Here is a 24,073-nt window from a genome sequence, read left to right on the forward strand (position 1 = left end):
ATGAGTTATTGGTTAATATCGAGTTTTGTGCTGATTTTATCTATGATTCCTTTGGCAATTCACTATAAAAGAAAAAAGCTAAAGGCAAGAGAAGTGGTTTTAATCGCTATGATGTCAGCACTAAGCGTTGTGGCAAATTTAATATCAGCTTATACAATCCCACTGCACGCAGGAACCTCCCTAGTAATTCTATCTGGAATAGGACTTGGAGCAGAGGCAGGTTTCCTAGTTGGAGCCCTTGCAAGATTTGTATGTAATTTCTTTATGGGGCAGGGTATGTGGACACCTTGGCAAATGTTGGCATGGGGCCTTATTGGCGCCATATCAGGAATTGCCTTCTCAAAAGTTGAATTAATCGGACATTTTACAGATAAAAAGGAACTGCTAAAAAGCAATATTAATACGGGTTTAAGAGCAAGCCTAGAACCTCTTGTAATAATAATCTTTTCTGAATTAATAGGCTTTATAATCTATTTATTTACAAGAGATGAAGGGGAGAGTTTCTTTGGCTTTAGACTTTATATCTTTGGACTAATTGGGATTCTAATCTATATCATAATTCATAAAAGAAAGATTCCTACAAATGTGGTGACTGTCAGTTTATTTACCTTTGTGGTGGTTTTTGTAATCTATGGCGGAATCATGAATTTTGCAGCTTTAATTACAAGCTCAACCTTTATAGGCGGGGGCAAATCTTATATCTCCCTTGAGAGCCTGAAACTTATGTATATTACTGGCGTCCCCTATGATTTAAGCCATGCCTTTGCAGCAAGTATTTGCTCCTTTTTAATGTGTGATGGGATAACTCAGAAACTAGAAAGAATAAAGATAAAGTACGGTATGTATTGATGTCGTATTTTTACAAAAAATAAGAGATAGATGAAATTAATTATAACTACTAGGATTAGTAAATTTCATCTATCTCTTTTATTTTATCTATTCAAGTTTAAATCATAGTAATTCTACATAACTTTTGCGTTTTTCTTAGTTGTAACAACTAAAAGTACTGCTGAAGCTGCCATAAGAATTACGAAAACATTTGCCATAGAATTATCAGCTGCTTTTACATCTGAAGCACTAGTTTCTGATGTAGAAACAGTATCTTGATCAGCTGCAACTTGGCTAGCTTCTACTGAATTAGCTGTAGCAGTTTCAGTTTCTGTGTTAGTATCTAGTGTTGCATCAACTAAATTTCCATACTGAAGATATGCAGCAAGACCAGTTAAGGCATCTCTTGAAGAGTAAATGCTATCATATCCAGAATATGTAAAAGCTCCAGTTGTTGTAGATGACTTAAAGTTTTCTACAAGAGCGTTATACTTAATAGCTGCTGCAGTTGCATCACCATATTCTGAAAGGAATGCTAAAGAAAGAGCTGTTGAATCAGGATTTAGGGCACCCCATGAATAAACGGCACCAGTTTCTGGATCTGTATAAATTGTTCCATCGCTTGTTGCTGTTGTAGATGTGTGTTTTGCTACAAGTGAATCAATAATTGCAGCAAATTCAGAGTTTGAGTTATAAAAATCTGTAAATCCGGATAAAACATTACCATCATTATCAGCAGAATAACCCCAGTAAACAACACCATTAGCGTCTGTAATAGCCATAAGGGCTGCATTTAAATTTGCATTAATAGTTTCATAATCAGCAAAATTAGCGCTATAGCTTTTAAGACAAGCATGTAATTCACTAATTAAGTATGGGTTTAAATAATTGCTGTCTGAAAGATTAGCAACTGTAGTATCCTTTAAAGAATCATTAAATACAGTGTAGAGATTAACTCCATTAAAGTTACTTGCATTCTGACCTACAATATTTACAAGTTCAATTAATTCTGCGTAATTAGCAGCATAGTAACCACTTGTGTTAGAGGCTTCGTTAAGTAAGCCACCCTCAGCAAATAAAGTCTTAGCTGTTTCAAGAAATGTTTCAATCTGACTTGTTACATCTAAACCAACCTGGTTTGCAAGAATTAAGTCTCTAGAAATTATTCTAAATTCAGAAGAACTTGAAACATTAGTTAAAAGTGCGCTATCTTCTGAAAGTACGTAGCTAGCGGTTTCTTTAGCTAAACTAGTTACTTCTGATAGACTTGGTTGGCTTTCATTGATTGCTGCAAATGTAGTGCTAGCCTGATTAAAAACAAGGCCAAAAACTAGTAAAAGTCCAGCAATAAATGAAAGGCTACGTTTCATTTTTTTCATAAATTTCCTCCCGATGATTAATCATCTTAGTCTAAACCTCTCACCAGGCGACTTTTTGATTTGCTGGCAAATATCCTGACTTAATGCGTAACCATTTGATTAACCTTCCCAAGTAAAATTTCTAGTATAATTTTGAGGATAAATTTTAAAAAAGTACTCAGTGGATTTAGATCAAAGCAAGTAATTCAAGTAGTAATATCTATAATCAAATGTAGCAAAATACAGTAGAGTGAGCTGTTACGGATTCTTACCGTATTCCTTGCGCGCAATCTAAGTTTACAGATATAGTTCTAGCAAGTCAATTAGAAAAACGCTTTATTATATTCTAAATATTAGATATAATACCATTAGGTTAGAATAGACCAAGAGGAGCATTAATATTTTATGAATTATATAGTATTGGACCTTGAATGGAACCAAAGCGCTTCCGGAAAGGTTAATTCTTTAGCTCATATGCCCTTTGAAATCATAGAGATTGGCGCTGTAAAGCTAGATTCCAAGCTTAGATACAAGGGTGAATGGCATAGAGTTATAAAACCAAGAGTATATACTAAGCTTCAATCCGCAGTAAGAAAGGTAATTCACTTGACTGAAGGCGATTTAGCTAAAGGTGATTTATTTGAAAATGCTATCACAGAATTTTTAGATTGGTGCGGTGATGATTATAGTTTTGCTATTTGGGGAAGTATGGATTTAACAGAGCTTCAAAGAAACATGAAACACTACGAAGTTCCGATTAATTTTCCAAGGCCCTTTATTTACCTAGATGTTCAAAAGCTTTATAGCTACATGTTTTTGAACGGAAAAGACAAGGTAAATTTAAAGAGTGCCATTCAAGAATTAAAGATTAGAGAGACAGAAGAATATCATTCTGCATTATCAGATGCCCATTATACAGCGAAGGTCTTGCAAAGAATCGATTTAAATAAAGTAGGTCACTACACAAGTATTGATACTTACTTCATTCCTAACACACGTCGTGAAGAGATTTATCAGAATTATGGTGAATATGAAAAATATATCTCTAGAGGTTTTGACACTAGGGAACGCGCGGCTGATGATAGAATCGTAAGAGCTTGTAACTGCATTTATTGCGGTAAGCAGATGCGTCGTAAGATTAAGTGGTTTGCTACTAATTCAAAGGTTTATTATGGACTTTTTGAATGCCCAGATCACGGCCTTATTAAGGGAAGATTTAGAACAAAGCAAGCAGACAACGGCCAGTATTTTGTCATAAGAATTATGAAAAAAACGGACATGGCTGGGGCGCAAAAAATTAAAGATAAACAGACAAGAGAGCGTGAACACAAGCGTCTTAAAAGACAAGCAGAAAGAAGAAATGCTAGAAAAAAAGCTGAGAATTAATATTAATTCTCAGCTTTCTTTTATTTAGATTAAATGTCACATTTTTACAAAAACAAATCTTAAACAAGGGCATAGATTACTGCAAGTCCAATGATTAACTGAATAATTACAAATCTAATAACCACCTGTGTATCTGACCATTCCTTGTTCTTTCTCATATGGTCATGGATTGGTGTTCTAATATTCTTCATAAAGTTCTTAGTCTTAAATACTCTCATGATTGTAAGTTTAACAAGACCAAGGCCGCCATCAATAATAAGCATAAGTGCCATTAAGATAAATAAGAATGGACTGTGTAGCTTTAAGAATGTAATGGCAATAAAGATACCAATGGCTCTTGAACCGGCATCCCCCATAAGTAACTGACTTGGAGATGCATTAAACCAAAGGTAAGCAAGTAAGCAAACTACCATAAGCATAACGATATGTCTGTACTGCACTTCAGAACTAGCTATTTCGTGGAATAAGACATAAGTTGTTGTAAGTGTAATGATTGAAAGTGAAGCACATAAACCATCTACACCATCAGAGCAGTTAGTAACATTAATACTTGCCCAGATTAAAACAATAATTAAGATGCCATAGACAATTGGATTAAGTGTAATTGTCTTATCAAATAATGCAAGGTTAAAAGTGTTAGGGTTAAAGTGTAGGAAAGTTACTGCAGCTACAATTGAAATAGCTAAATCAATAAGGCCCTTCTTTAATTCACCCCAAGGCTTTGATGAAGCATCATCAAAATAACCTGAAAGCATCTCTAAAATAATTAATACTAAGTAAATGCAAAGCTCAGTATTTACCTTAACGAAAAACAAAGTCGAAATTGTGAAGGTAAGGATAAATACAAGACCTGCGCCTCGTGGCTTACCAACAGACTTTGAACCATTTATAGCAAAGGCTCTACCAGCATCTCGAGGTAGGACTCTCTTTGCAAGTGAAATTGAAACAAATGTTAATGCAAATGCGAAAATAACGCCTAAAAGTGTAATCCACTTAAAGTAGTCATCGCCAAGTAAATATATAAACATAATGGCCTCCCATAAGTTTTCTAACTGGTTAAAATTTTTTCACGCGTAAGTATATCACAAAGCTAGAAAAAGGGCAAAAAAATAATGACCTAAAGTCAAAAATAATTAGTAATTATAATTAAAATATGGTAAACTAAAAAAAGTAAAAAACGTTTAGTTATTTACACAGGGGAAATATGTAATTAACTATAGAGGAAAAAGGTTAATTACGGATAGAAATTAAGAGGTGTTTAGGAAAATGAGTAAGGCTAGAAATACTAATAGCAAGAATAATAGCAAGAATAATAGCAAGACTGTTATTAAAACGAGTACAATTCCAGATTTCAAGGACTTAGAATTTACTGAGGTAGATGCTTATCTTTTTGGAAATGGAACACATTATGAAATTTATAATAAGATGGGCGCTCATCTTTGTACTAAAGATGGAAAAGAGGGCGTTTATTTTGTTGTTTGGGCTCCAAGAGCTAGAGAAGTCTATGTTGTAGGCGATTTCAATGAATGGAATGCTTACGGTTATGATATGAAGAAGATATCTGACGGAGGCGTTTACGATTTATTTATTGAAGGCGCTAAGGAAAATCAATTATATAAGTTCTTAATTATAACTCAAGAAGGAAAGGCTCTTTATAAGGCTGATCCATACGCTAATGCAGCAGAATTAAGACCTGCAACAGCATCTAAGATTACCAATTTAAACAATTTCACATGGAAAGATAGCAAGTGGATTGAAGAGAAGAAGAAGGAAGACCATTTAAAGGTTCCGATGTCAATCTATGAGTGTCATATTGGTTCATGGAAGAAGAAGGTAGAAGATTCAGATGATGGTTTCTTTAATTATAGAGAGATTGCACCTGAACTTGCAGAATATGTATCAAGCATGGGCTATACTCACATTGAGCTTATGGGTATTGCTGAGTATCCTTTTGATGGTTCATGGGGTTATCAGGTAACTGGTTACTATGCACCAACAGCAAGATACGGCAATCCTGAAGACTTTATGTATTTTGTAGATTACATGCATAAAAAGAAGATTGGTGTAATCCTTGACTGGGTTCCAGCACATTTTCCAAAAGATGCCCATGGCCTTGCAAAGTTTGATGGCAGCTGCGTTTACGAGTATGCTGACCCAAGAAAGGGAGAGCATCCTGACTGGGGTACATTAGTTTTTGATTATGAGAAAAATGAAGTCTCTAACTTCCTTATAGCAAATGGCCTTTACTGGGTTGATAAGTTCCACGTGGATGGACTTAGAGTTGATGCCGTTGCTTCTATGTTATACCTTGATTATGGTAGAACAGATGGAAATTGGATTCCTAATAAATATGGTGATAATGGAAACCTTGAAGCTATGAGCTTCTTAAAGCACTTTAATAGCATGCTTAGAAAGAGATTCCCACAGGCAATTTCTATTGCTGAGGAGTCTACAGCTTGGCCAATGGTTTCAGGTGATCCAGATAATGGTGAGTGTCTAGGCTTTACCTTTAAGTGGAACATGGGTTGGATGCATGATTTCACAGAGTATATGAAGCTTGATCCTTACTTTAGAAAGTTTAATCACGGCAGAATTACATTTTCATTAATGTATGCATATAGCGAGAACTTCATATTAGTATTGTCTCACGACGAGGTAGTTCACCTTAAGTGCTCAATGCTTGGAAAGATGCCAGGAGACAGGGAAGACAAGTTTGCAAATCTTAAGCTTGCCTATGCTTATATGGCTGGACATCCAGGAAAGAAGCTACTTTTCATGGGTCAGGAATTTGGCCAGTGGAATGAGTGGAGCGAGAAGAAGTCTCTTGACTGGTACTTGCTTGATGATGAGTCTCACAAGGATATGCAGGAATTTACAGCAAAATGTATGAACCTATATAAGAAATATCCAGCCCTTTACGAGACTGACTATGATGATAAGGGCTTTAGATGGATTAATGCTAACGACAAGGACAACAGCGTTTTATCTTTCATTAGAGTTAGTCCTAATAAGAAGAAAAATTTACTCTTCGTACTTAACTTTACACCAATTGAGCGTCCATCCTTTAGAGTGGGTACACCAATTGCTGGCAAGTATAAATTAGTACTTGGAAATGATGAGGAAAATATGAAAAAAACAATTTCTTCAGTTGAGGGAAATTGCGATGGATATGATAACTCACTCCTTGTAGACCTTGATAAATACGGCATTAACGTCTATGAATTTGACGGCGATGTTAGCAAGGTTCTACCAACTAAGATAGATAATAAATAAAAAACATTAACTTATATTTTAACTCCTTACTTCCGATAATAATCATAGAGATGATTATGTTGGCAAGTAAGGAGTTTTTTATATGGCATTAGTTATTGATGGAAGCAATTTTGTAAAAAACGAAATTAAGGAAAACAGTCCTTCTATAAATATATTAAATAAAACCCTAGATAACACGGCAGGTGTGAAAGACACATTTGCCGCTGTTGTCGTGTCTAAGGGGGAGAAGAAGATTTCAAGCTCCTATGATGACTTATTAAAGGAAGCTGATGATGTAAAGTCTCAGATTATGCAAAGTGCTACAGATGCTAAGATTGGTCTAAATGCCCTTATGAAGAAGCTATCAGGAAGTGAAGCAGTAGAGCTTGGAGAGGATGGTTATAACCTTACAGATAGCTCTAAAGAAGAGATGCTAAGCATAATTGATAAGATTAGAGTTGAGCTTTCTATGCATTGTAAAAACTATAGGGCATATGGCACTGGAGTTAGTCAGGAGGCTATTGAAAATGCTACAGGCTCGAAGGTCTTAGCCAATAAAATCGAAGATAAATTACAAGGTCTTGGTGTGCAATTAGAGGAAGAGGATCTAAACACAATCCAGGAAAATTTGAATAAATTGGACAAATTAGAAGAACTCTCAAGTTCTGCAAAACTCTATATTGTAGAGAATAATCTATCTGCATCTATTAAGGATTTATATACAGCAGAGTTTGCCACAAGCACAAGCGCTAATAGACAAAGTCAGATAAGTGAAGCGGATTTAGATAGCATGAAACCACAGTTAGTGCGCCTAGTACAGGAGTCTGGCTGTGATGATTTATCAGCGGCTTTTGAAAATGCAAAGACACTTTTACGCAGTGACATTGCCGTAACTTCAGAAAATCTTGAAAAGCTAGAGGCTCTAGATTCTTTGAATATTTCGGACATGAAATCTATGCTCGGAAAGGCCTCAGTAATTGATAAAATGCTAGAAAATAAGCTGATTTCAAGGGGTTTAGCTGAGATAGATTTAACTAGCAAATTTTCAAAATTAGAAACTGTAGCTGAAAGCTTTGAAGTTGTAAATGACGCTAGCTATAGTGAAGTTGAAAGCTTGATATCTAGAAATAGAGAATTAACTATTGAAAACCTTAAGCAGGAGATTAGTAAGAATTCTTATATAGATGCTGAGCCAGAAGATAACTATGAGAAAGATTTAGAAGTTCTAGCTGATTTCCAGCTAGAAGATGAAATAGATTTTAGAACAAATGAGACAAATAAGGCGTATGTAACTTTACTTGAAACTAGAATTCTTATGAGTGTTAGTGCAAGGTCTTTCCTTATAAATAACGCAGATAAGATCATGACTACACCTATTTCTAAATTAAATGAAGAGCTCTATAAAAATGTCACAACAGCAAGCAATAACATACTTGCTACAGACCTTGATAGGGAGAGTTTGACTAGCTTAGTGGAAACAGAAATGGCCTTAGAAGAGATAAAGGAATCTCCGATATACATTTTCAATAAGATGCTTAATACTAATAGTCAGATTCAGACCATGACTCTTTCTTACACTGCAAGTCTTGCGGGCCAGCTAAAGAAGAGCTTTGACAGATACAATAATACTGTGGAAACTGTGGGAACACAGATTAGAGCTGATCTTGGAGACTCTATAGTTAAGGCGGTTAATAATAGTGCCGAGAGTCTTATGGATAGCCTTGGCCTAGATTATAATCAGGCTAACAAAGACGCCATTAGAATACTTGCCCTTAATGGCATGGAGGAGACTAAGGAAAATGTAGACAAGATTAAGGAGGTCAACGAGACCCTTAAAAATCTTATTAATAATATGAAGCCAGAGACTGTCCTAAAGATGATTAGAGAGGGCATTAATCCAATGGATGCGGATATTAATGACCTTAATAAGTTCTTAATTTTAGAGAATGACGGGGCAAGTCTATTAAATGAAGAGAAGTTTTCTAAGTTTTTGTATAAATTAGACCAGACAGATAATATTACAAAGTCCGAGAGAAAGATGTTTATAGGTATTTATCAGATGATGAACATCTTTACTCGTGATGCAGGTGAATCTGTGGGCAGGTTAATTAAGCAGGGTAGCTCTGTAACCATGTCTAATTTAATGACAGCTTATGAAAGCAGGAAGCATGCAGGTATTGACGAACTTGTAGTTGAGGATACTGGCTTGGCAGAGGTTTCTGGTGAGGTTAATTATTACACTTCTCTATTTATGAATAGCGAGAAACTAATTACTCCTAATACTCTTAAGAAGGTAGATGATAAGTATGGAATCTTAAGTGAAGGGGTGGAGGATTTTGTTAATGACTTAAATAGTGAGTATGACCCAGAACTAGAAAGACAGCTAGATTACCGATATGTAAGGGAGTTAACAGATGCCACTAATTTAGAGGATGGAAGCGCAGAAGATAGGCTTTATGAAGAATTGAAAGAAAACGACATGGCAGTAAATATTGGTAACATAAAAGCTGTCAGTGAGTTTATGCAGTCTTCTAATATTAGTTTGGCAACTTATGAGAACTACAAGTTTGATAAGAATAATAAAATTGATAATCTTGAAAATGTTATTGAAAAAATCGGACATGAACCAGACTTATCAAATTATATTTCTGAACTTGTAGATACTAGTAAGGAAGAACTTGAAGCTTTAATAGAAGGAAGATTAACAGATATAAACAATCCAATTGATGCTTCTGATTCTATGCGTAATTTGGCAGCAGATTCAACTATTGATGATCTTGATTACCAGTTGTTTGATATGTATAGAAAGTCCACAAGACAGTTTAATTATATTGCTAATAGAGCTAAAGAAAGAGACTACAAAATCCCCTATATGACTGAAGAAGGCCTAGGAATTATGAATGTGAGCCTTGTTAGTGAGGAGGAAGTATCTAGTCTTTCAATTAAATTAAACAGCAAAACTTATGGCAGCAGTGAGCTTAATTTAGAAGTTAATGACTTATCTGTAAATTTATCTCTTAGCATTGAAAACAGCGACCAGGCATTAGAAACTTTAAAGTCTGATCTAGAAGCTGTATTAAGAAATCAGCATGGATTTACTGAAGTAACTTTTAATGAAATTTTTCAAAATGAAAATAGAAAAAAAGCGACACAAATTCCAACTGAAAGCTTATATGAAATTGCTAGGGATATGGTAACTGCAATGGTTTAGATGCATTTTCATCAAGGATTATTCAAACAATACAAGGATAAAAATGCACTAGTCACGTTAAGAAATGGGAAATAAGTCCGATATATAAAGTACAAGGAAGTTAATACTTGAGATTTTTCACAGGGCGGTGGAGGACAAAAGTGAGGTTTTACTATGAGAATTAATACTAATATATCAGCCATCGTTTCTAATAACGCTTTGCAAAAAGCGCAGAACGCTTTATCTACCTCAATCGAGAGATTATCATCTGGTTATAAATTAAATAGTTCCCTAGATGATCCGGCTGGATGTGCCATTTCAGAGAAAATGAGAATGCAGATTAGAGGCCTTGATCAGGCTAATAATAATGCCTCTGATGGTGTATCAGTACTTAACACAGCTGAAGGTGCAATGGCAGAGATTCAGTCTATGCTTACAAGACTTAAGGAACTAACAGTTCAGGCAGCCAACGATGTTAACTCTGATAATGAACGTAGATCTATTCAGGAAGAAATTAATAATATCAATTCAGAAATAGATAGAATTTCAGATCAAACAGAGTTTAATACTCAATCTTTAATTAACGGAAATTTAACTCGTCGAGTTTATTCCGACTACCAGGGAGTTAATCAGTTAGAATGTACTGATAACTTCGTAGCTGGTATCTATGGCATTACTGTAACTAGCGATGCAAGACAGGCAGTTGCAGTGGCAAGTTCAACAATCACAATGACAGACACACAGGTAATTGGAGAAGGACAGGCAGGGGGTATTAACATCAATGGCTATATTGTAGACATTGAGGCAGGAGATACTCTAGATACTGTTATGGGAAAAATTGTTACAGGCATGAACTATGCGGGTGGCAGTGCATTTACAATAGTTGACCCTTATTCCAACGACACAAAGACTAACGGTACTGAGTATGCAGGATATGTGCCAGCAACAACTTATAATTCTACATACCTTGTAATGATGACAAATCAGTATGGTTCAGATCAGAAATTAAATATAACTTGTGATAACCAAGAGCTTGCAAATTTACTTGGTATGCCGGCAGCTTATAACGATGAGGTAATCGCAGAAGGAACTGATGTAACTGCAGATTTTTCAACGGTTACAGAGTCAGGTGTTACCTCTAGAGTAGGCTTTGAAAACTCAGCAGTAATGTCTACAAAGGGAACAATAATCACTATTACAGATGTAAATAACAAGGAATTTGTCTTAGATGTTCCAGGAAATGTATCAGGTACAGTATTTAACGACAAGACTAGAAGTAGTGGCAAGTCACAGGTTTTAACTGCAGGTTCAGCAGAAGAAATCAATCAGGAAGTAACTGATGTTGGAACATTAAGTGTTCATATAGGAGCTAATCAGGATCAGGTTATTATTATAAATGTACCTGAAATCTCAACTTATACATTAAAGACAGAACATATCAATGTCATGACTGGTTACACAGCTCAGCTCTCAATTGACATTGTAGATGATGCCATTACTAAGCTAAACAAGGTTCGTTCTCAGCTTGGTGCTTATGAAAATAGATTCGAGCACACAGAAAATAACTTAGACGTATCTTCAGAAAATCTTACAAAGGCACTTTCAGTTATGACAGATACTGACATGGCTGAGGAGATGACAGAATACACAAGCTACACAGTAATGACTCAGGCTGCAACTTCAATTCTTTCACAGGCTAATCAAAGACCTGCTGAGGTATTACAGATTTTAAATCAGTAAAGAAACAGCTTTGTAAAAAATGGACATATTAAGGGAAGGACAGTTATGAATAATGATTTAATTAGAACCTATTCATATAGAATATCACAGGCGAATAGATCTCAATTAGTTGTAGTTATTTATGACTTGGCAATTGACTATTTAAAGGAAGCCTGCCAGTTAGAAAAAGTTGAAGAAAAACGACATAATATTGTAAATGCAGGAAGAGCTATTGATCAATTAATAGTTGGTCTTAACATGGAATTTGATTTATCACAAAATTTGTTTATTATATACAACCACATAAAAAGAAGCTTAATTTCAGCCTCTGTAAAGCTAGACAATGGTGAATTAGAAAGGGTTATAGCTTTACTTAGCAAATTAAGAAAGAGTTTTTATGAGGTTAGTAAAGCGGACGAATCAGCACCACTTATGAAGAATACGCAAAATGTATACGCTGGTTTGACCTACTCTAGACTCGGAGCTTGCGAATCAGTAACAAACAATGCAAACCGAGGCTACATAGTTTAGAAATGTTCCAAAAGACAAGATGTCTTTAAAAATGCTTTTGATGTGCTATACCATAGACTCTCCTTAGGTGGGAGAGGGAACTCCCACCTAGAGAATCTCTTTATAGAACAACTTTATATATATTTTTTGGAAAGGGTGATTTAGACACCTTAGTTAAAGTCGCCCAAATTTATTTTTGCTTTCCAGTCCCCCTCATTATAAAAACCCCTGGTCAGGATTTATTCCTGGCCGGGGGCATTCAAATTTATAGTCTATTTAAATCTATAATCTATTTAATTTCTAATTAGTTATTTAGAATCTTAATTTTCTCTTTGAGGCATGTCGTCTTCTACGCCTGCTATTAGAATTATAATTCTTAATTACAAAGGCAAGAATTATTGCAAATGCAATGACACCAAGTAAAATCCAAAGATTAATTCTTAGGCATTTCTTTGCCGTGTAATTTGAGCTTGAATCAGACTCTTCTAAATAAGGCAAGAGACTGGTGTTTGTGGAATCGTTTGAGGAAATCGTTAGGGTTGTGGTACCTACTACATTTTCACCAAACAGATACTTTAAATGCACCGTTAAATCTCCGTTGTCGTTAGTTAAGTCATAGTTATCATCAATTGCAACTGTAACGTCTGATGAAGAACCAGAGTTAGGAATTGTAATAAATGAAGCTGTTAAGTTATAGTTTAGAGCTCTGCTTGTAAATACATCTGATGTGTAGATTGTATCGTTTGTTAGAAGCGAGCTTATGTTACTGCTTGAAGTAGTTGTCTTTGTGAAGTTCTCAAAACCCCATTCAAAAAGGGCCTTAGTATCCACAAATCGGCTTGCATCATCTGGCTCCTGGAAGGTTACACAGATTAGTCGCATTCCGTCTTTTTCTGCAAATGTTACAAGAGTATATTGTGATTCGTCTGTAAATCCAGTTTTACCGCCCTTGCAGTATTCATAGTAATATTCCCTGCCATAGAGCATCTTGTGACGGTGCTTGAAGGTTCTAGCTGTGTCCGTCTTATTAGTTGCTGGAATTGTGTAAGTTGTGTAAGTCGAATCGATGCTAACGAAAGTAGCGTTGTTGTAGCAAGCTCTTGCTATCATTGCCATATCATAGGCTGTTGTGTAGTGATTCTCATCATAAAGTCCACTGGCATTGGCAAAATGTGTATTAAGGGCGCCAACTTCAGCGGCTTTGGCATTCATCATGTCCACAAAGCTCTCTAAATCGCCTGCTACGTGTTCTGCAAGGCCATAGGCAATTTCATTAGCGGAATATAAAAGCATTCCATATAGGGCCTGTTCAACTGTGTATTGCTCGCCTTCCTTTGTTCCAAGGTTGGCATCTTCTGTTATATTGACGGACTCTACAGCTTCCTTTGAAAATGTAACAATGTCGGACATGCTGCAATTTTCAATAGTAAGAAGTCCGGTTAGAATCTTAGTTGTACTTGCGGGATAACATTTCTCATAGGCATTTTTTTCGTAAAGAATTGAGCCTGTATCTGCGTCTATAAGAATACAGCTTCCTGCTGAAACATCTGGGGCACTTGGCCATGTGGTAGAGCTTGTATCTACTGAGGATACTACGCTACCAGTGGATGAAAGAGCTGCAAAGGTCTGTATAGGGCTAGATACTAAAAGAGCGGCTGTGCCAAGTAAAGCTGCGGCACGCTTTAAATATTTTTTAAATCTAAACATGATATTTCCATCCTTTATTCTTTTAACGATTAAATTATCGCAATCATTCTTATTATAGTAACTTTCAAAAAAAGGTGCAACTTACCGTAGCTGAAATCTCTATATTGGCAAAATAGAAAAAATCATATATAATACGAAAGTTACAAAAAATCGTTGGGCCTATGCCCGTTTATTTTTGGAGGAATTAATGAGATTAAGAAATGTACCTGGCGCAAGAGAAGTCATGGTTGAGAATAATTATGTTTTTACAGAACCAATTGGAATGAAGGGAACTTGGGCAGAAGTTTTTGGAAATAATAATCCAATCCATATTGAAATTGGAATGGGTAAGGGAACATTTATTACAACACTTGCAGGCTTAAACCCAGATATTAACTATGTTGGAATTGAAAAGTATTCTTCAGTTTTACTTAGAGCTGTAGAAAAGCAGGATGAATTACAGCTTCCTAATCTTCGTTTTATTAGAATGGATGCTGAGGCAATTACAGAAGTATTTGCTAAGGATGAAGTAGATAGAATCTATCTTAACTTCTCAGATCCATGGCCAAAGGATAGACATGCTAAGAGAAGACTTACATCAAGACAGTTCTTTGCAAGATACAATGAAATCCTTAAAAAGGAAGGTAGAGTTGAATTTAAGACAGATAATGTAGACCTATTTGATTTCTCATTAGAGGAAGTTGGAGAGGCTAAGTGGAATTTAGTAGATTACACTAGAGACCTTCATCACGAGCCAAGAATGAATGAAGGCAATGTTATGACAGAATATGAGAAGAAGTTTTCAGAGGCAGGCAATGCCATCTGTAAGTTGATTGCCAACAGATAATTAGATAACTTCATTAGATAAGTTAGAATAGATACAAAAAAGCTAGCTAGGAATTTCCTAACTAGCTTTATTTTTATTATCTAGATACATTTTCATAAAAATGTAATTCGGTTTAAATTTCATCAAAGGAATCGTAAGGCTTTACATTGACGTCCTTCTTATTAAGGAAGTGTTGAACTATAAGGTCGATGATGTAGCCAAGCACTGCAACGATTGGAACTCCAAGGAACATTCCAGCAACGCCCCAAAGGCTTCCGCCAACAGTAATACCAAAGATAACCCAAAGTGGCTTTAAACCAATGCTATCGCCAATAATCTTAGGTCCAATAACAAGGCCATCAAGCTGCTGGATAACTAAAATCATAATTGCGTATGGAATTACTAGGAAGATGTTAGTGATTATAATGAACAAACCACCAATAACTCCGCCGATGTATGGTCCAAAGTAAGGAATCATGTTAGTTACACCAACAATAACGCTTATTAAAACCGAATATGGCATTCTAAAGATTGTCATAATGATGAAACAAAGAACACCAATAATTAAGGAATCAAGCGCTTTACCAAAGATAAAGTCAAGGAAAATGGATACGCTGTTTCTAACGATTACACGAACTGAATCTGCACTCTTCTTAGGAAGAATTCCGTAAAGAACTCTCTTTGACTGATAGAAGAGGTTTCTGTGATCTGAGATCATGTAAACCGAAACGATAATAGCAATAATGAAATTTACAAGTCCCTTAACAATAAGCATGGATGTATTGAAAATGTATGGCACCATGTTAGTTACGATATTAGATAAGTAGTCTAATATTCTTGGATAGAGACTTTGAATGTAATCATTAACTTCCTTGAAATCTACAAAAGTCCAGTAAGAGTGATTGTTCTCAAAGGTAATAATGTAGTTATAGGCATTGTCATACCATATAGGAAGTTTGTCTATAATTTCCTGTAAACTTAAATAAACCTGTGGAATTACAAAGCCAAGTAGAATTACAACGAATCCAATAGCTATTAAGTAAGCAATAATTATGGCTAAAACTTTTTTTAGCTTAGCTGATTTTATATGAAAGGTTTCTGTAAATACTTTATTATAGAGAGTCTTTACAAGTGGATATAAAACCAACGCAATAAATCCGCCAGTAATAAAAGGTCCAATAAGCTTAAAGAGCTGTGAAATTGCCTTAAAGGTGATTGATAGGTTACCAATAAGCTTAAAAATCAAAATAGAGCATAATACAAAGGCAAGGGCATATATTAATATAGAGAAATATTTATCACTCTTTATAAAGTGAAACTTATTAGAATCCTCTGTATTATAAACGTGATCCTTTTCGTAGTCCCCTGTCTTTTTATTATCTTCTTTCTTATTAGTTGCGTCCTTAGAATTGTCAGGGACAAAATTCTTACTTTTCTTTTTTGAGTAGTCATCTTCAATATCAGATATTTTATCGATGCTCTCATTTAGCCTTTCAATACTGTTTTTTGTTATGACTTCTTTATCGGTCTCAGTATTATTTTTTTTCTTTGTGGATGAAAAAAAAGAAAATTTAGCCATTTACTGCCTCCAAGTTATATATATTTGTTGTTCATAGAGATTATCATATTTGAAATAATAATTGGGTAAAAAGTTTATTTTTTAATTTGCTTTTTATAAATCAAGGGATTTTTTTATAATTTTGCGAAAAAAATTTTGTAAAAAATCGACCCTGGTTCTAAAGTTTGAAAAAATAGAATTTAGTATTTATGCGGGTTTGAAGCCTTAAAATATCTATACTATTCATTGTAAATTAAAAAAATTCGCAAAAAAACGAAAAAAGGGCTTGCCAAAAAGATAATCATCTACTATAATTACATCTCGTTGGGACACAAGTTCTTACGAACCGGTCTTCTTAATAGATTATAAAGAAATTTGTTAAGACAAGCAACACACTTCATCAAGAAGTTTTCAAGCCACTAAAAAAAATAAAAAAAGTGCTTGACAAACAAAAACTTCTGATGTATAATAAATGAGGTTCTTGCAGAGCTAAGAACTGAAAAACAAAATAAGCACCGCTAGCTCAGTTGGTAGAGCACCTGACTCTTAATCAGGGTGTCCAGGGTTCGAACCCCTGGCGGTGCACTGGAAGGTCTTATGATTTAGGAATAACCTAGGTTGTAAGGCTTTTATTTTTTTATTCTGACGGAGTAAGTTGTCAAGACTAGCTTGCTCGATACATTTTCGTAATTATTCTTCTTTATATAATTTCCCATAATTTATCCTCCAATTAAAATTTATTATCTAAGTTAAGAAATTTTTAATAAAGCTCTAATTCTATTATAATGGTATTGAGAAAACTATTGTGTTATTCTTGAAAATGTAAGGAGTGATATGACATGTTTGGATATGTTATTGTTAATAAGCCTGAACTTAAAATAAGAGAGTTTGATGAATATCGATCTTATTATTGTGGTTTATGCCATACCTTAAGAAGTGAATATGGATTTAAAGCCCAGATGACTTTAAGTTATGACTTGACTATGGCAGTGCTTTTATTGACAGCTCTTTATGAGCCTGAGGTTACAAGGACAAGAAGGACCTGCAAAGCACACCCAATAAAAAAGCAGGCAATGAGTGAAAGCCTTATTACTAATTATGTGGCAGATATGAACGTGCTTATGTCTTATTATCATCTAGTAGACGATTGGAAAGATGAGAGAAAGATTCAAAGCAAGGCATATGCTAGCTTGCTATCAAAGAATGTTAGTAGTATAAAGAAGCGTTATCCTCAAAAGGCAGCAGCTATTGAGGCGGGGCTTAATGAGCTTTCAAGTTACGAGCAAGCAAATGAAGATAGCATCATAAAAGTTTCACAAAGCTTTGGTAAGGTATTGGCTGAAGTTTTAACTTATAAAGATGATGAGTGGAAAACTAATTTGCAAAATCTTGGAATGGCCTTGGGACAGTTTATCTATATTATGGATGCTTATGATGATCTAGAGAAGGATAAGAAAACTGGAAACTATAATGTCTTAAAGGGCTATGAAAAAGAAGAAGATTTTGATATATTTGTAGAAAATATTCTTAAGGCTCATATGACAGTAGTTGCCCGTGAGTTTGAATTTCTTCCTATAATAGAAAATGCTGAGATACTTAGAAACATAATATACTCAGGGGTTTTCATTAAGTTTGAAGAAGTGAAAAAGCGCAGGGCCGAAAGAAAAAATGAAATTAAAAATGAATCTAGATAGGATTTATTTTGGAGGTTATAATGTCGGATCCATATCAAATTCTTGGGGTATCAAGAGATGCCTCAGATGATGAAATAAAAAAAGCATATAGAAAATTAAGTAGAAAGTATCATCCTGATGCTAACGTCAATAATCCTAATAAGGAGCAGGCTGAGGAGATGTTTAAGACTATTCAGCAGGCTTATAATCAGATTATGAAGGAAAGAGAAGGTGGCTTTACAGGCGGCTCTTATAGTCAGAATAGATACGGCACAGGTAGATCTAGTAGTTACGGTTATGATGGTGATTACCAGAATTCTAGAGGTGGCCAGTATCAAGACTTTGAGGACTTTGGAAGCTTCTTTGGTTTTGGTCCTTTTGGCTTTGGAGGTTTCTACGGAGGCTATCAGGGAGGTCGCTCTAATCAGGCTAATATGAATGGGGACGACCAGACTTCACAGAGACTTAGAGCAGCAGCTAACTACATTAATAATGGTGGTTTTGATGAGGCTATTAATATTCTTAATGATTTAGAGGATAGAGATGCTAGATGGTATTTCTTAGCAGCTAATGCCTATGCTGGCAAGGGCAATCAGGCAGCAGCTATGGAATATGCTAAGAAGGCGGTTTCTATGGACCCAGATAATTTCCAATATAGAAATTTCTATCAGAATCTAGCAAGTGGTGGCAGTTGGTACAATGCAAGACAGCAGTCTTATAGCCCAGCTAATGGTGCTACATCCTGCATGACTTGTCTTGGTACTTGGTTGCTTTGCAATTTCTGTTGTTAAAAATTTTATAAATGATATAATATTTACTAAGAGAATACAAACACATCTAGTTAGAATTAGCTAGATGTGTTTTGCGTTATTAAAGAAAATAATATTTGATTAAGAGTTAGATAACAAGCTTTAGGGTAGAAAAATGGGGGTATTTATGAAGAGAAGATTGAGACTAGCCTTATCTATTATTCTTAGCTTAGTAATGCTTTCTACAACTGCATGCGGCTATAGTGAGTGGTTTGGAAAAGAGGCGGGAGAGTCCTGTTTAGTGGGCCTTATAGAGGATGGCCTAGATGGAGAGCTAGATAGTGACACAGCTTCCTCTAATGAGATAGAAGAAGAGGAAGTAAATGAAAGTGAAAGTGAGAGGTTTAACAGCTTCGTTGAGGATTTGTTTGCAGAGGTTATGGGAGATAGCGATTTAGTTAGCTTGCATGCCTATCTTGAACATCCTGAAAACTACGGAATTGAAGACTATGAGAAAAGTTTTGGAAGAACGGATTTTGATAATTTAGGAGATACTTCCTTTTATGATGAAGTGTTAGAAAAGCTTGATGAGTTTGACAAATCAGAACTTACAAAGAGTCAGCAAATAACTTATGAAGAGCTTTATCTTATGATGGAAAATGAGAAAAGCTACGCAGACCTTTACTTACTTAATACAGATATTGCCCCAACAACGGGTGTGCAAGTCCAGATTCCTATTCTTCTTGCGGAATACAGTTTTGTGGAAAAAAAGGACATTGAAGAGTATTTAACACTTCTGTGTGATTTAGATGAGTACTTCGCGGATATTTTAAAATATGAAAAGCTTAGGGCTGATGCGGGATATTTTCTTGAGGATGACCTAGCAGACGAGGTGATTGATACCTGCAATTCATTTTTAGAGACTGCAAAAAGCGAGGACGGAGTTTTAATCTCTAGTTTTAATGAAAGACTTGAGGAGTTTGAAGGACTTACAGAGGAAGAGAAGACTAGCTATAAGTCGGAGAATGTAACTGCTATTAATGAAAATGTAGTGCCAGCCTATGAGGCCCTAGCTAAGGGCGTTGAAGAGCTAAAGGGAAGCTCTAAGTATAGTGGTGGAATTTGTAACTATCCAGATGGCAAGCGCTACTTCGAATATTTAATGAATAAGAGACTAGGTATTGATATGTCAGTGGATGATTATTATGAACTAGGTGAGGATTATGTAGAGGATTTACTTAATCAGATGAGTACTCTTATGTATGGCAATCTTTCGGTTTATAATGGCATGTCAAACTTTAGCTTTAATATGTCAGATCCTGAAGTTATATTAGAGGATTTGCAAAAGCAGATAGTGGAGGATTTCCCAGCTATTGGGGATACAAGTTATGATGTTAAATATGTATGCGAGGCCCTTGAGGATTATGCTAGTCCTGCTATGTATTTCCTACCACAAATTGATAACCTAGATATTAATTCTATCTATATTAATGAGGGTTCAGGTGAGAAAGAGATTTATCCAACCCTTGCTCATGAGGCTTATCCTGGTCATCTTTATCAGACTCAGTACTTTGCTTCCCAAAATCCTGACTGGATAAGATACATTCTAGCTCCCGGTGGTTATGTGGAAGGTTGGGCTTCTTATGTAGAGGTTTACTCTTACAACTTTGCAAGTACTGGAAATGAGGATTTAAATAAGCTTATGGGCCTAAATTATGAAACGACTTTAATAATTTATGCTCTTGGAGATATTGGGGTTAATTATTATGGCTGGGATTTAGATGAGTTATCAGACTTTGTTACGGATTATTTTAATGTAGGTTCTGATGCTGTTAAGACAATGTATGATGCTTTTGTGGCAAATCCTGGTAACTACTGTCAGTATGCCTTTGGTATGGTGGCGATTGAGGAGTTGAAGTCTGAGGCAGAGGACGAATTAGGAGATAAGTTTGATATTTACGAGTTTCATAAGTACATTTTAGATATGGGCCCAGCCCAGTTTGATATTCTTTTTGATAATTTAGATGCTTGGTGTAAAAGCATTAGTTAATAATTAGCTTAGATGTAGAAAACTTTATAGGAAAATGTGCAAAAGCCCCGTAGTTTCTTGATATTTAGTGGAAAAGTCAAGAGATTTACGGGGCTTGACATAGCTAATTAAATTAACTATCATTTAAGAATATGTGTACTGGTATATGTTTTTTATAGATACATTTTCAATACGCAATTAATAATGAGTTGATTTCTGCCAATTGGTGGATTAATGCTAATAAATGATAGGAGGAAGATCAATGCCAAAGAATAGAGGAAATTACTATATGACAACAGCTATTGCCTATACATCAGGCAAGCCTCATATTGGTAATACATACGAAATCGTACTTGCAGATAGTATTGCAAGATTTAGAAGACAGCAAGGATATAACGTATTCTTCCAGACAGGTAGTGACGAACATGGTCAGAAGATCGAGGAGAAGGCAGCAGCAGCTGGTGTATCTCCAAAGGAATTTGTAGATGAGGTTTCTACAGAAATTAAGAGAATCTGGGATTTAATGAATACTTCTTATGATAAGTTTATAAGAACTACAGATGAGGACCACGAGAAGCAGGTTCAGAGAATCTTTAAGAAGTTATATGATCAGGGAGATATTTACAAGGGTGCTTACGAGGGTCTTTACTGTACTCCATGTGAATCTTTCTGGACAGAGTCTCAGTTAGTTGATGGAAAGTGTCCTGACTGTGGACGTGAAGTTAAGCCAGCTAAGGAAGAGGCTTATTTCTTTAAGATGAGCAAGTATGCTGATAGATTAATTGATTATATTAATGAACATCCAGAATTTATTCAGCCAGTTTCAAGAAAGAATGAAATGATGAATAATTTCTTATTACCAGGTCTTCAGGATTTATGTGTATCTAGAACTTCATTTAAGTGGGGTATTCCAGTAGACTTTGATCCTAAGCATGTAGTTTATGTATGGCTTGATGCTCTTACAAACTATATCACTGGTATTGGTTATAATTGCGATGGTGAATCATCTGATTTATTCAAGGCTAACTGGCCAGCAGATCTTCACTTAATCGGTAAGGATATCATTAGATTCCATACAATTTATTGGCCTATTTTCCTTATGGCTCTTGATTTACCACTTCCAAAGCAGGTATTTGGTCATCCATGGCTTATCCAGGCAGATGGTAAGATGAGTAAGTCTAAGGGAAATGTTATCTATGCTGATGACTTAGTAGATATGTTTGGTGTAGATGCCGTTAGATATTTCGTATTACACGAGATGCCATTTGAAAATGATGGTGTAATTTCTTGGGAATTATTAGTTGAGAGAATGAACTCTGAACTTGCTAATACACTTGGTAACCTTGTTAACAGAACAATTTCAATGTCTAATAAGTATTTTGGCGGAGTTGTTAATAAGACAGGTGTTAACACAGATGGTGCAGTTGATGCTGAAGGTAACAGCGCAGACTACGATGCTGATCTTAAGGCAGTAGTTACAGGAACAGTTAAGAAGGTAGAAGATAAGATGGCTACACTTCATGTTGCTGATGCTATTACAGAAGTCTTTACATTATTTAAGAGATGTAATAAGTACATCGATGAGACAATGCCTTGGGCACTTGCTAAGGACGAAGCTAAGAAGGAAAGACTTGAAGAAGTTTTATATAACTTAGTTGAGGGTATCACAATTGGTGCTAACCTACTTAAGGCTTTCATGCCAGAAACAACTGAGAGAGTTTTAGCTCAGCTTTATCCAGATAATATGGAAGCAGGTCTTCGTGACTTTGATGACTTAGATAAGTTTGGTTTAAGAGAGTCAGGCCTTAAGGTAACAGAAAAGCCAGAAATTCTCTTTGCAAGACTTGATATTGAAGAAGTTTTAGCTAAGGTTGAAGAGCTTCAGGCAGCACAGAAGGCAGCAGCTGGCGGAGTTAAGTATCCAGAAGTTGAAGCTAAGGAAGAAATCTCAATCGATGATTTCGATAAGATTCAGATTAGAGTTGGCGAAGTTTTAAAGTGCGAGCCAGTTAAGAAGGCTAAGAAGTTACTTTGCTCACAGATTAGAATTGGCGATGAGGTAAGACAGATTGTATCTGGTATTGCTCAGTTCTACAAGCCAGAAGAAATGGTTGGTAAGAAGGTAGCAGTTATTACAAACTTAAAGCCAGTTAAGCTTTGTGGCGTTGAATCACAGGGTATGATTCTTGCAGCAAGTGATGATGAAGGTAACTTATCAGTTCTTACAGTTGATAAGGATATTATTGCTGGTAGCGAGATTAAGTAATAAATAATTAGTGGCTTACTAATTAATAGGAATAAGAAAAGAGGAGTTCTTAATAGAACTCCTCTTTTTGTATAAAAGCGACACACTTGTCTTAATGGTTTATTTAGCAAGTAAGTTAGAAAGCTCAACAAACTGCTCTAAAGTAAGGGCTTCACCTCTTACTGTCTTTGGAAGGCCCATGCTTTCAAGGGCATTAGCTAAATCTTCCTTTGTTACATTTGAAAGACCATTAGATACGCTATTAAGCATTGTTTTTCTTCTCTGAAGGAAAGATGCCTTAATAAGGTTAAATAATAATTTTTCATTCTTAACATCATAAGCTGGTGTCTGATATCTATTAAGTCTAATAACTGCTGAATCTACGTTAGGACGTGGCATAAAGCAGCTAGCAGGTACATTAAGTACGATTTCAGGCTTTGCATAATACTGAACTGCAAGGGAAAGAGCACCATAGTCCTTAGTACCAGGACCTACCTGCATTCTATCGGCAACTTCTTTTTGAACCATGATTGTAATGCTATCGAGAGCTACATGATTTTCAAAAAGACCCATAATAATTGGGGTTGTAATATAGTAAGGGAGGTTAGCAACTACCTTAATTGGCTTGCCGTTGTTCTTCTCCTTAACAATCTTGTTAATATCAAGCTTTAAGATATCTTCGTTAATAACTGTTACGTTGTCGTAGTATCTAAGAGTGTCCTCTTTTAAAATAGGGATAAGCTTAGTGTCAATTTCTACAGCTACGACCTCTCTAGCATTTTCACAAAGAATCTGTGTCATGGTACCAATACCAGGGCCGATTTCAAGGACGAAGTCATCCTTTGTTACTCCCGCTTCTCTAACAATCTTCTCTACAATATTCTCATCAATAAGGAAGTTCTGGCCAAACTTCTTCTGAAAATTAAAGCCGTATCTGTTAAGTACAGCAATTGTATTAGTCGGATTGGCAAGATGCATTATATTATTATAATCTGTCATAGTTAAATCCTTTCAAAGCTAATTAATTCATAATTAGGCGTCTAGATATTATATCTATAAATACT

The 24,073-nt window shown here is 35.4% G+C and carries 16 protein-coding genes, 1 tRNA gene and 1 riboswitch; of the genes, 12 read left to right on the top strand and 5 right to left on the bottom strand.

From position 1 onward, the window contains the following. A complete protein-coding gene (locus BLQ66_RS09255; protein ID WP_074521914.1) occupies window positions 1-849 on the top strand; it encodes an ECF transporter S component in 849 nt (282 codons plus the stop codon). A gap of 113 nt (window positions 850-962) precedes the next feature. On the opposite strand, the gene BLQ66_RS09260 is transcribed toward BLQ66_RS09255, so the two are convergent. Further along, the gene (locus BLQ66_RS09260) at window positions 963-2,207 is read right to left on the bottom strand and encodes a hypothetical protein (RefSeq protein ID WP_074521915.1); all 1,245 of its coding nucleotides are present in this window, start codon (window positions 2,205-2,207) and stop codon (window positions 963-965) included. 48 nt (window positions 2,208-2,255) lie between these two features. Further along, window positions 2,256-2,517: riboswitch (cobalamin riboswitch) on the bottom strand. A gap of 74 nt (window positions 2,518-2,591) precedes the next feature. On the opposite strand from BLQ66_RS09260, the gene BLQ66_RS09265 reads away from it, so the two are divergent. Beyond that, complete coding sequence (locus tag BLQ66_RS09265; protein ID WP_074521916.1) at window positions 2,592-3,572, top strand: 3'-5' exonuclease; 981 nt, start codon at window positions 2,592-2,594, stop codon at window positions 3,570-3,572. A gap of 59 nt (window positions 3,573-3,631) precedes the next feature. Here BLQ66_RS09265 and BLQ66_RS09270 read toward each other — a convergent pair whose 3' ends face one another. Next, window positions 3,632-4,600, bottom strand: a complete 969-nt coding sequence (locus tag BLQ66_RS09270) for an MraY family glycosyltransferase (protein WP_074521917.1) — start codon at window positions 4,598-4,600, stop codon at window positions 3,632-3,634. A gap of 238 nt (window positions 4,601-4,838) precedes the next feature. On the opposite strand from BLQ66_RS09270, the gene glgB reads away from it, so the two are divergent. The 4 genes from glgB to BLQ66_RS09290 all read left to right on the top strand — a co-directional run bounded on the left by glgB (window position 4,839) and on the right by BLQ66_RS09290 (window position 12,264). Next, window positions 4,839-6,845 carry a 1,4-alpha-glucan branching protein GlgB gene (gene glgB / locus BLQ66_RS09275; RefSeq protein WP_083330331.1) on the top strand — a complete coding sequence of 669 codons (2,007 nt, stop codon included), beginning with the start codon at window positions 4,839-4,841 and terminating at the stop codon, window positions 6,843-6,845. 82 nt (window positions 6,846-6,927) lie between these two features. Further along, a complete protein-coding gene (locus tag BLQ66_RS09280) occupies window positions 6,928-10,035 on the top strand; it encodes a DUF6240 domain-containing protein (protein ID WP_074521918.1) in 3,108 nt (1,035 codons plus the stop codon). Window positions 10,036-10,188: 153 nt separating this feature from the next. Beyond that, window positions 10,189-11,754: a flagellin N-terminal helical domain-containing protein gene (locus BLQ66_RS09285; RefSeq protein ID WP_074521919.1), complete on the top strand. Its 1,566-nt coding sequence runs from the start codon at window positions 10,189-10,191 to the stop codon at window positions 11,752-11,754. Between the two features lie 45 nt (window positions 11,755-11,799). After that, complete coding sequence (locus BLQ66_RS09290; protein WP_027431084.1) at window positions 11,800-12,264, top strand: flagellar export chaperone FliS; 465 nt, start codon at window positions 11,800-11,802, stop codon at window positions 12,262-12,264. A 291-nt stretch (window positions 12,265-12,555) separates the two neighbouring features. On the opposite strand, the gene BLQ66_RS09295 is transcribed toward BLQ66_RS09290, so the two are convergent. Then, complete coding sequence (locus BLQ66_RS09295) at window positions 12,556-13,950, bottom strand: D-alanyl-D-alanine carboxypeptidase family protein (RefSeq protein WP_074521920.1); 1,395 nt, start codon at window positions 13,948-13,950, stop codon at window positions 12,556-12,558. A 187-nt stretch (window positions 13,951-14,137) separates the two neighbouring features. Between BLQ66_RS09295 and trmB the strand changes: the two genes are divergently transcribed. Then, window positions 14,138-14,776: a tRNA (guanosine(46)-N7)-methyltransferase TrmB gene (trmB, locus tag BLQ66_RS09300; protein WP_027431083.1), complete on the top strand. Its 639-nt coding sequence runs from the start codon at window positions 14,138-14,140 to the stop codon at window positions 14,774-14,776. A gap of 112 nt (window positions 14,777-14,888) precedes the next feature. Here the strand turns inward: trmB and BLQ66_RS09305 are convergent, their stop codons facing one another. Next, window positions 14,889-16,334, bottom strand: a complete 1,446-nt coding sequence (locus BLQ66_RS09305; RefSeq protein ID WP_083330332.1) for an AI-2E family transporter — start codon at window positions 16,332-16,334, stop codon at window positions 14,889-14,891. A 491-nt stretch (window positions 16,335-16,825) separates the two neighbouring features. Here BLQ66_RS09305 and BLQ66_RS09310 point away from each other — a divergent pair. From BLQ66_RS09310 to metG, 5 genes are all read left to right on the top strand, one after another. After that, window positions 16,826-16,898, top strand: a tRNA-Lys gene (locus tag BLQ66_RS09310). Between the two features lie 254 nt (window positions 16,899-17,152). Continuing rightward, on the top strand, window positions 17,153-18,007 hold the full coding sequence (locus BLQ66_RS09315; RefSeq protein WP_074521921.1) for a DUF5685 family protein: 855 nt from the start codon (window positions 17,153-17,155) through the stop codon (window positions 18,005-18,007). 20 nt (window positions 18,008-18,027) lie between these two features. Further along, complete coding sequence (locus tag BLQ66_RS09320; protein WP_074521922.1) at window positions 18,028-18,777, top strand: J domain-containing protein; 750 nt, start codon at window positions 18,028-18,030, stop codon at window positions 18,775-18,777. A 145-nt stretch (window positions 18,778-18,922) separates the two neighbouring features. After that, window positions 18,923-20,785 carry a DUF885 domain-containing protein gene (locus BLQ66_RS09325; RefSeq protein ID WP_074521923.1) on the top strand — a complete coding sequence of 621 codons (1,863 nt, stop codon included), beginning with the start codon at window positions 18,923-18,925 and terminating at the stop codon, window positions 20,783-20,785. Window positions 20,786-21,026: 241 nt separating this feature from the next. Continuing rightward, window positions 21,027-23,030 carry a methionine--tRNA ligase gene (gene metG / locus BLQ66_RS09330; RefSeq protein WP_074521924.1) on the top strand — a complete coding sequence of 668 codons (2,004 nt, stop codon included), beginning with the start codon at window positions 21,027-21,029 and terminating at the stop codon, window positions 23,028-23,030. A gap of 99 nt (window positions 23,031-23,129) precedes the next feature. Here metG and rsmA read toward each other — a convergent pair whose 3' ends face one another. After that, a complete protein-coding gene (gene rsmA / locus BLQ66_RS09335) occupies window positions 23,130-24,008 on the bottom strand; it encodes a 16S rRNA (adenine(1518)-N(6)/adenine(1519)-N(6))-dimethyltransferase RsmA (RefSeq protein WP_242869342.1) in 879 nt (292 codons plus the stop codon). Between the last annotated feature and the right edge of the window lie 65 nt (window positions 24,009-24,073).

The organism is Lachnospira pectinoschiza, assembly GCF_900103815.1.
In the GTDB taxonomy this organism is placed as follows: Bacteria; Bacillota; Clostridia; order Lachnospirales; family Lachnospiraceae; genus Lachnospira; species Lachnospira pectinoschiza_B.

Coding starts and splice junctions, on each gene's coding strand:
- BLQ66_RS09315 (WP_074521921.1), top strand. CDS start 17,153: ATGTTTGGATATGTTATTGTTAATAAGCCTGAACTTAAAATAAGAGAG.
- glgB (WP_083330331.1), top strand. CDS start 4,839: ATGAGTAAGGCTAGAAATACTAATAGCAAGAATAATAGCAAGAATAAT.
- BLQ66_RS09265 (WP_074521916.1), top strand. CDS start 2,592: ATGAATTATATAGTATTGGACCTTGAATGGAACCAAAGCGCTTCCGGA.
- rsmA (WP_242869342.1), bottom strand. CDS start 24,008: ATGACAGATTATAATAATATAATGCATCTTGCCAATCCGACTAATACA.
- BLQ66_RS09270 (WP_074521917.1), bottom strand. CDS start 4,600: ATGTTTATATATTTACTTGGCGATGACTACTTTAAGTGGATTACACTT.
- BLQ66_RS09305 (WP_083330332.1), bottom strand. CDS start 16,334: ATGGCTAAATTTTCTTTTTTTTCATCCACAAAGAAAAAAAATAATACT.
- BLQ66_RS09320 (WP_074521922.1), top strand. CDS start 18,028: ATGTCGGATCCATATCAAATTCTTGGGGTATCAAGAGATGCCTCAGAT.
- BLQ66_RS09290 (WP_027431084.1), top strand. CDS start 11,800: ATGAATAATGATTTAATTAGAACCTATTCATATAGAATATCACAGGCG.
- BLQ66_RS09255 (WP_074521914.1), top strand. CDS start 1: ATGAGTTATTGGTTAATATCGAGTTTTGTGCTGATTTTATCTATGATT.
- metG (WP_074521924.1), top strand. CDS start 21,027: ATGCCAAAGAATAGAGGAAATTACTATATGACAACAGCTATTGCCTAT.
- trmB (WP_027431083.1), top strand. CDS start 14,138: ATGAGATTAAGAAATGTACCTGGCGCAAGAGAAGTCATGGTTGAGAAT.
- BLQ66_RS09260 (WP_074521915.1), bottom strand. CDS start 2,207: ATGAAAAAAATGAAACGTAGCCTTTCATTTATTGCTGGACTTTTACTA.
- BLQ66_RS09295 (WP_074521920.1), bottom strand. CDS start 13,950: ATGTTTAGATTTAAAAAATATTTAAAGCGTGCCGCAGCTTTACTTGGC.
- BLQ66_RS09280 (WP_074521918.1), top strand. CDS start 6,928: ATGGCATTAGTTATTGATGGAAGCAATTTTGTAAAAAACGAAATTAAG.
- BLQ66_RS09285 (WP_074521919.1), top strand. CDS start 10,189: ATGAGAATTAATACTAATATATCAGCCATCGTTTCTAATAACGCTTTG.
- BLQ66_RS09325 (WP_074521923.1), top strand. CDS start 18,923: ATGAAGAGAAGATTGAGACTAGCCTTATCTATTATTCTTAGCTTAGTA.